Annotated in this window: 8 protein-coding genes, 1 pseudogene and 1 CRISPR repeat array; all 9 genes and pseudogenes read right to left on the bottom strand. The window is 37.4% G+C overall.

Going from position 1 to position 6,608, the window contains the following annotated elements:
* Positions 1–48 precede the first annotated feature (48 nt).
* Positions 49–609: direct repeats of the CRISPR family, unit length 32 nt; unit sequence ATTTCAATCCACGAAGCCGCAAGGGCTTCGAC.
* A 681-nt stretch (positions 610–1,290) separates the two neighbouring features.
* Entirely contained in the window at positions 1,291–1,731 is a 441-nt protein-coding gene (locus tag ACLUJM_RS12215) for a GNAT family N-acetyltransferase (RefSeq protein WP_120094149.1), read from the bottom strand.
* Positions 1,732–1,809: 78 nt separating this feature from the next.
* Complete coding sequence (locus ACLUJM_RS12210) at positions 1,810–2,673, bottom strand: serine aminopeptidase domain-containing protein (RefSeq protein ID WP_412412922.1); 864 nt, start codon at positions 2,671–2,673, stop codon at positions 1,810–1,812.
* A gap of 80 nt (positions 2,674–2,753) precedes the next feature.
* The gene (locus ACLUJM_RS12205) at positions 2,754–3,032 is read right to left on the bottom strand and encodes a hypothetical protein (protein WP_009253676.1); all 279 of its coding nucleotides are present in this window, start codon (positions 3,030–3,032) and stop codon (positions 2,754–2,756) included.
* Positions 3,033–3,101: 69 nt separating this feature from the next.
* On the bottom strand, positions 3,102–3,473 hold the full coding sequence (locus ACLUJM_RS12200) for a hypothetical protein (RefSeq protein ID WP_120094116.1): 372 nt from the start codon (positions 3,471–3,473) through the stop codon (positions 3,102–3,104).
* A gap of 47 nt (positions 3,474–3,520) precedes the next feature.
* Positions 3,521–4,012 carry a hypothetical protein gene (locus tag ACLUJM_RS12195; RefSeq protein ID WP_044966730.1) on the bottom strand — a complete coding sequence of 164 codons (492 nt, stop codon included), beginning with the start codon at positions 4,010–4,012 and terminating at the stop codon, positions 3,521–3,523.
* Between the two features lie 27 nt (positions 4,013–4,039).
* Positions 4,040–4,426, bottom strand: coding sequence for a VOC family protein (locus ACLUJM_RS12190; protein WP_044966728.1), 387 nt, complete (start codon positions 4,424–4,426; stop codon positions 4,040–4,042).
* Between the two features lie 39 nt (positions 4,427–4,465).
* On the bottom strand, positions 4,466–5,053 hold the full coding sequence (locus ACLUJM_RS12185) for a GNAT family N-acetyltransferase (RefSeq protein ID WP_412412921.1): 588 nt from the start codon (positions 5,051–5,053) through the stop codon (positions 4,466–4,468).
* A 710-nt stretch (positions 5,054–5,763) separates the two neighbouring features.
* Complete coding sequence (locus tag ACLUJM_RS12180; protein WP_412412920.1) at positions 5,764–6,345, bottom strand: flavodoxin family protein; 582 nt, start codon at positions 6,343–6,345, stop codon at positions 5,764–5,766.
* A gap of 75 nt (positions 6,346–6,420) precedes the next feature.
* Positions 6,421–6,608 (bottom strand): annotated as a pseudogene (locus tag ACLUJM_RS12175) (DapH/DapD/GlmU-related protein); the annotation flags it as partial.

Raw genomic sequence — 6,608 nt, 5'->3', positions numbered from 1 at the left:
GCAAGGGCTTCGACATATTTATCTTTGGTTTCCAATTTGCGAACAAACATTTCAATCCACGAAGCCGCAAGGGCTTCGACGATTGTGCGGTGTAGGTTATGACCAAAAAATAATATTTCAATCCACGAAGCCGCAAGGGCTTCGACACCAATTTCTCGGCTTCTCAAAGCATTATTTCTATTTCAATCCACGAAGCCGCAAGGGCTTCGACGTTGTTTGTTCCGGTAACAGTTGCGGTATAAACAATTTCAATCCACGAAGCCGCAAGGGCTTCGACGGTAATATACCAAATGAGCATTTAGATACCATAAATTTCAATCCACGAAGCCGCAAGGGCTTCGACACTGCACGATAACTATAAACGACGGAGTTTTAGATTTCAATCCACGAAGCCGCAAGGGCTTCGACCGTGGCGGTTGGTGTTTTTGCAATCCAAAATATATATTTCAATCCACGAAGCCGCAAGGGCTTCGACACGGTTACTCACAAGGGCTTTACAATTCCGCAAGGAATTTCAATCCACGAAGCCGCAAGGGCTTCGACAATACAGATACAACTACGAGTTGTCTGACTGTGAATTTCAATCCACGAAGCCGCAAGGGCTTCGACAGCAAATATAACTAAAAATAATCTCATTACACAAACTTAATTTATATAATTATTTTATTTTCTATCTCATATAATCTTTATTTAAATCATTTTCAATCTCTTCACCAATATAACAACTCTTTTTCTGGTGCGAATCTCCCGGGACTTTCATGTGCGCTTCCTATTCGCACCAACATAAATCGCTCCCTTTTTCCCAATTAAATCAGTGCTCTTAACCCTTGAAAACTCTATTCATACCAACATCAAATTAACATATTACTTTGAATTTTGTTATACTTATACAATAACAATCTTTTCTATAAATTAAAGTATAGCATAAAAAATTCAAAGTGATAAGCAACTTTCTTCATTAATTCGTAAATTGTACATAGTTTCCTATACTTCAACTAAGACTTTTATAATATCCCCTGCAGTATCTATATCTAAGAAAAATTTCATATTGATTCAAATCTTTCGCAATATTCTTTCTTCAAATCATTGTCTTACTTATGAATGAAATTCCCCCACATCCCGCATAAAATGGTGTAATTGGAATGAATTTCATGTCTCCCCCGCCTATCTCCGTCACATCCACTTTTTCAAACCAGCCCAAGCAATTCACGCATTTCCCACAGCATTTGGAGCCATATTACCCCGAAAACAGTAACGGCTCAACAAATTGAAATTATTTCTTACAACAAACTAAAGATTCATACTATAATACAAATAAGCTCCTGTATATGCACTTTCTGTATTATTCTCTTTTCTGTTATATAATTTAAATCCAACGCTTTCATAGTTCTTAGGAGCAACTAAATTGCTATTCGTACACACTATTATTCTTTGAAGACCATCATATTCTTTAATTCTCCGAACAGCCTCTGCTAACTGCATGTGTCCATAGCCTTTTCCTTTAAACTTTTCTCTAATCCCATTATGGCCTATCTCAACATATTCTGGCCTGTGTCGAGGATCCCATGTAACAAAACCAATGGGAAAATCTTCTATACAAGTTACTAATCCGTATTTATCTGCTATATCTGGATTGTCATAGAAAAAATTATCTGATTCCTGCCAGTTCTCATCCCATATTATCTTATTTCTCGGATCATAAGAATACGCATCGTTTAAAATATCATACATAGTTCCTCTTGGAAATTCGGTGAATTTCCTAAAATAAACCATATTACTCACTTTATTTTCCTCTAGAAATTCCTATTTTCAGTCCGACAGACTGTGCTTTGAAACCGTAATTTCTTGGTTTTCAGAGAACCAGTTATATGCGGCTTCGCAAAATTCATCACAGCGTAAATAATAGCTATTGTGTACATCGTTTATTTCTATCAACTTTTTTTTACAGTTTAAAGATGAAAAGTAACTGTCAAAATACTCTTTGGAAAAATACCGATCATGCAGCGTCTTAAATACCAGTGTTGGAATAGTGATGCTATTTTGAATAGGGCTGTCAGGAGAAATAAGACATTCAAATACAGCATTCATTACTTTCGTACTGCTCTTAAATATGTATGGATTTCGTTTTATCAGCATCTCATAAAATCCATTGTCCTGCTCACAGTTATATCCATTATATTTGGGCGGCTTTATGGTTAGATGAAAATTAGGCAGTCGGCTAAAGAGCCAACTCATCATTTTCACAGCAAAATATGGATATCCCATACCAGCAGTATTTTTATAATCCACGCAGGCAAATTGGGCGAAACTTTTTATTCTGTCAGTGGAACAGATGTAACATTGTGCGAACATACCGCCGATACCCGTATCCCCAAATAAATGGATGTTCGAAGAATAATGTTCTTCTATATAATCAACGAGCTTATCTAAATCATTCACAATTGAATGAACGGAAAACTTTTTTTCGTCTCCGCCGCTTTTTCCCGTTCCTGAAAAGTCAAACGCGAATATATTGACCCCATATTTCGTCAACGGAGCATACGCGGACTGTACATCCAATGTCTTTGATAGGATATGTGTTACAATAATATTCATCGCCGATTTTCCGGTAACATAGCAATTACAAAACAGGTTGGTATCACCGTTAGGAATTTGAATATGATTCCACTCCATGTATTTCCTCCATTTCCATAATTCTTAAGCACCAGCAGTCACCAGTATGTCGTTCATTCTCATTCTTAGCAAAGTTTAAATTACCGTTTCCTAATAACCCAATCGTCATTTTGAGTTTTTCTTTCTGCATAACAGCCACAAGGCATATCTTTTAAAGTACTGACAGATTGATCCAAGTCAAAAACCCATTTTAAAGATACTAACCTTGCTTCATCTATTTCATGCTCTTTTCCGCATAGGAATTGCCACATTCCATCATCTTCATCATGTGATACATACAGAATGGGGGCTTTATTTTCCGTTATGTGACAACAGATAATCGCTGCTGTATCAGGATCATCATAAAAAGTATATTCCATGCCTGAAGCTCCTTCCAAATTCTATTTTTTGTGACAAAGCAGACGGCAGTTTTCATCCCCAAAGACAACTCAATCTGCCTTGTAAACCTTAATTTTGTATTCTCCGATAAAATCCTTACACTCTGCCGCTAAAGTGTATGTTCCCGAACTATCCAGGGTATAAAAAGTTTCCAGTGCCTTTGCCTCATCCAGTGTATATACTGCATTTCCAGCCGAATCATACAAGACCATATTTAATTCTCCATTTACAATATTGGATCTAAATAAAAACTTTATTCTTTCTCCTGCTTCTCCTGAAAATGAAATATCAGAAGCTGTAGTAATTTGTTCTGTATAGCTGTTCTTCATATTACCTAAAACAGTTGGACGGGTTAGCAGGTAAATACCTATTACTGCAGCTGCTATAATGATAATCCATATTATTATAGTTTTCTTTTTCATCTCAATACCCTTTCAGCTTCTAATTCTTCTTTCCGATAAACTGTAAGCTAGTTATCTGCTTTTTCTGTAACTTCCGTCACGGTTAACTGCAGCTGATACTCATTTTCCTCGCCATTCAAATCAGTAGTTTTTAACTCAAAGAAAAGATTATTCTGCAATTCATCGGTTCCTATTTTTGTCATAATATCCCCGGATATCTTTCCTGTATCACCCGAAATATTTACAGTTCCACCTGTCATATCCTCTACAACAAAAGACATCAAAACCTTTTTTTCATTGCCGGACATGACATAGAAGGTTTTGGTATACGCAGCAATATCTGATAATTTATCCTGCTTTTCTTTCAAATCGCCGCCATAAAATGTTTCCTCCGTGGAGTTCAAAACAATGACTCCATTCGAGATTGCGAACTGTTCATCTTCTCCGCTGAAAGAGTAGACAGATAAGTGCTGCTCCTGATTAGCTGATGAGTTACTGCAGCCTATAAACATAGTGCAGCAGGCCAGAGCTGACAAAAGGATAACTACTATTTTTTTCAAATTATCACCTTTCCGAATGACTGCTTTTCAATTCTTAATACCATTGAAATCTTGTACAATTTCCATTATTACTATCTCGTTTCCATCCATATCGTTTAATCGAACTTCATAAGTTCCCCAATCATATCTAACGGCTTCAGACAGAGCCACCCCTTTTTTCTTCAGAGATTCCATCGTTAATTCAAGATTATCTGTTTGAAAAACAAAGGATTGATATCCCGTCGGCTGCGCATCAAATACTTTACAATCCCATATACAAAGAGTGGGGGCATTTTCTATAAAGCCAAAATAAACCCCGTTTGAATCGTCTGCATCTGTCCTAATAACGGGTATTTCTAATACCTCTCTATAAAAATCTATAAGCTCTTTCGCGTGTTCCGAAAAAACATTTGTACAATAAAATCCTGTTATCATCCTCTCCCCCATCCAATTAAGTGTTGTCATTGTCTTTCACTATATCTGAGCCTCATTTGTCCGCTCTGCAGAATACAGGAAAAAATCCATATCTATATACCTGAAATTCTTAGTATCCTTATCAATAATCTTCATACCGTTTCGAACAGCAACCTTTTGAGAAGCTGTATTTGTATCCCTGACAATAGAATAAACGGTATTAGCATTAAGAACTTTGAAAGCGTATTCTTTACAGGCAATTGCCGCTTCTGCTGCATAGCCTTTGTGCCAATACGCTTTTTGAAACAAATATCCTATTTCCAACATTTCTTTATCTCTCCAGCCTTGTAATGTCAGCCCACACTGACCAATCATTTCATTTGTTTCTTTTAAGACAACAGCCCAAAGTCCAAAACCATACTCTGCATATCTTTTAAGTTGTCTGTTAAGCCAATTCTGTGCTTCTTCCGGGCTGAATGCACTTCCATAAGCGGTGCGCATGACTTCCTCATCACATAATATTTTACACAAAGCATCAAAATCGGACTGCACCATTTCTCTAATGATAAGGCGTTCCGTTTCTATCAGCTTATTCTTGTTTTCTGAAAATTTCACTGTCATTGTGTTTTCTTTCCTCACATTATTCATATTTCCAGCTGAATTCCCGGCAAAACTCCACCGCTCTGACAGGTCGAAACATCCCGCCTTTATTGCTTAAACATCACCGGATATTAAAGTTATCAAACACCAATTTCCATCATCTATGTATTACTTTATTAACTTTTAAAAGACAAAAAGAAAACAGCATCATTATAATATATACTGCAATCCCTATAAGAACTGCATAAGGAAATGTCAATACATCAGGCTCTGCAAATCCATACACAAATTTACCCGTAAACTGGCAGCGAATATAATCAAACAGTAGATAAACAAGCATAAGTACCGGCGTTATAAAATTAGCCGCTGATACGATACGCCTCTCAGCATCATTGCAAAACAGCAGATAGCACCCAACGAAAGCAATGGGATTAATGACATGCAAAAAGAAAAATGCTCCCTTAAAAGCTCCGGTCGCTCCAAGACAATTTGGACACATTAATGCAAAGTGCCCGATACAAATTAATAAATTCTTTTTCCCGTATACTTAAGATTCCCTATCGTCCGATACTCCCCGAGCATATGGATACACAAGTGAGTTCCGCAAATACCTATTAAGATAAAACAGAGTGTTACTCTCATAAAAAACCGATTACAGCTGTCAATACCTTTATACATTTTGCTTATCTCCTTACAAATGCTCTGCGTCTCTATTTTTAAAATATCGCCGCCAAATACAGGGAACACCCTTATTTACATTATCTGTAAATATTTTTCCCGAAATCATAGGCTTCTCTAAGGTGGTCTGTTTTGGCGATCTGCGGTTTCCCATTCGTATCTCCGCATCCTCCGGCAAGCAACATCCCTTTATCACGGAAACCAATATAATTGATTATTGTAAATTTGTAATATGATACTGCCTGTTCATATGTCCAGAAAAAATCATCTGCTGATGTCATAAGCAAAGCCGCATCTTTTACCGGATACCTTTCATATCGCCCAAACGGCGGATTCGGATCTTCCTCAGCAATACAATAAAATCTCTCGATGAATGCCTTGATTTTGGAGGATAACGTCCAAAATAATAACGGCGATGCAAAAACAATCAAATCTGCTGCCTTAATCTTAGGAACCAGCTCATTGAAATTATCCTTTTGCACACAGGGTTTCCCATAACGGCAAGCGTTGCACCCAATGCAGCCTTTCACCTCATTTTTATTTAAAGATATCTTTTCAACTGTATGGCCGGCCTCCTTAGCGCCCTGAATAAACGAATGCGATAACTGGATGGTATTGCCGTTATTGCGGCCGCCGCCTTGTACCACCAATATGTTTTTCATTACAGCCTCCTAGTGTTCCTTTTTATCTGCCGTCAAACAGGGATTCATTCATTTTTCAAAATCATCCCTTTTTATTTATTCAGGAATCGGCTCAAATTCTTTCAAATCATCATCGGTAATTTCCCGAATTACTTTGCAGGGGCTGCCTGCGGCAAAGCACATTGAGGGAATGTCTCTTGTTACAACACTTCCGGCGCCAATTACTGAGCCTTTACCGACAGTCACACCGGCTCAGATAACAACATTGCTTCCAATCCATACAT

This window comes from Finegoldia sp. (genome assembly GCF_046991905.1).
Taxonomy (GTDB): domain Bacteria; phylum Bacillota; class Clostridia; order Tissierellales; family Peptoniphilaceae; genus Finegoldia.
The sequence above is the reverse complement of the archived record's forward strand: the minus strand, read 5'-3'. Positions and strand labels throughout refer to the sequence as shown.

Bases quoted from the DNA above. Each gene is read 5' to 3' on its own strand.
- ACLUJM_RS12215 (WP_120094149.1), bottom strand. From the start codon at position 1,731: ATGTATGATATTTTAAACGATGCGTATTCTTATGATCCGAGAAATAAG.
- ACLUJM_RS12210 (WP_412412922.1), bottom strand. From the start codon at position 2,673: ATGGAGTGGAATCATATTCAAATTCCTAACGGTGATACCAACCTGTTT.
- ACLUJM_RS12205 (WP_009253676.1), bottom strand. From the start codon at position 3,032: ATGGAATATACTTTTTATGATGATCCTGATACAGCAGCGATTATCTGT.
- ACLUJM_RS12200 (WP_120094116.1), bottom strand. From the start codon at position 3,473: ATGAAAAAGAAAACTATAATAATATGGATTATCATTATAGCAGCTGCA.
- ACLUJM_RS12190 (WP_044966728.1), bottom strand. From the start codon at position 4,426: ATGATAACAGGATTTTATTGTACAAATGTTTTTTCGGAACACGCGAAA.
- ACLUJM_RS12185 (WP_412412921.1), bottom strand. From the start codon at position 5,053: ATGAATAATGTGAGGAAAGAAAACACAATGACAGTGAAATTTTCAGAA.
- ACLUJM_RS12180 (WP_412412920.1), bottom strand. From the start codon at position 6,345: ATGAAAAACATATTGGTGGTACAAGGCGGCGGCCGCAATAACGGCAAT.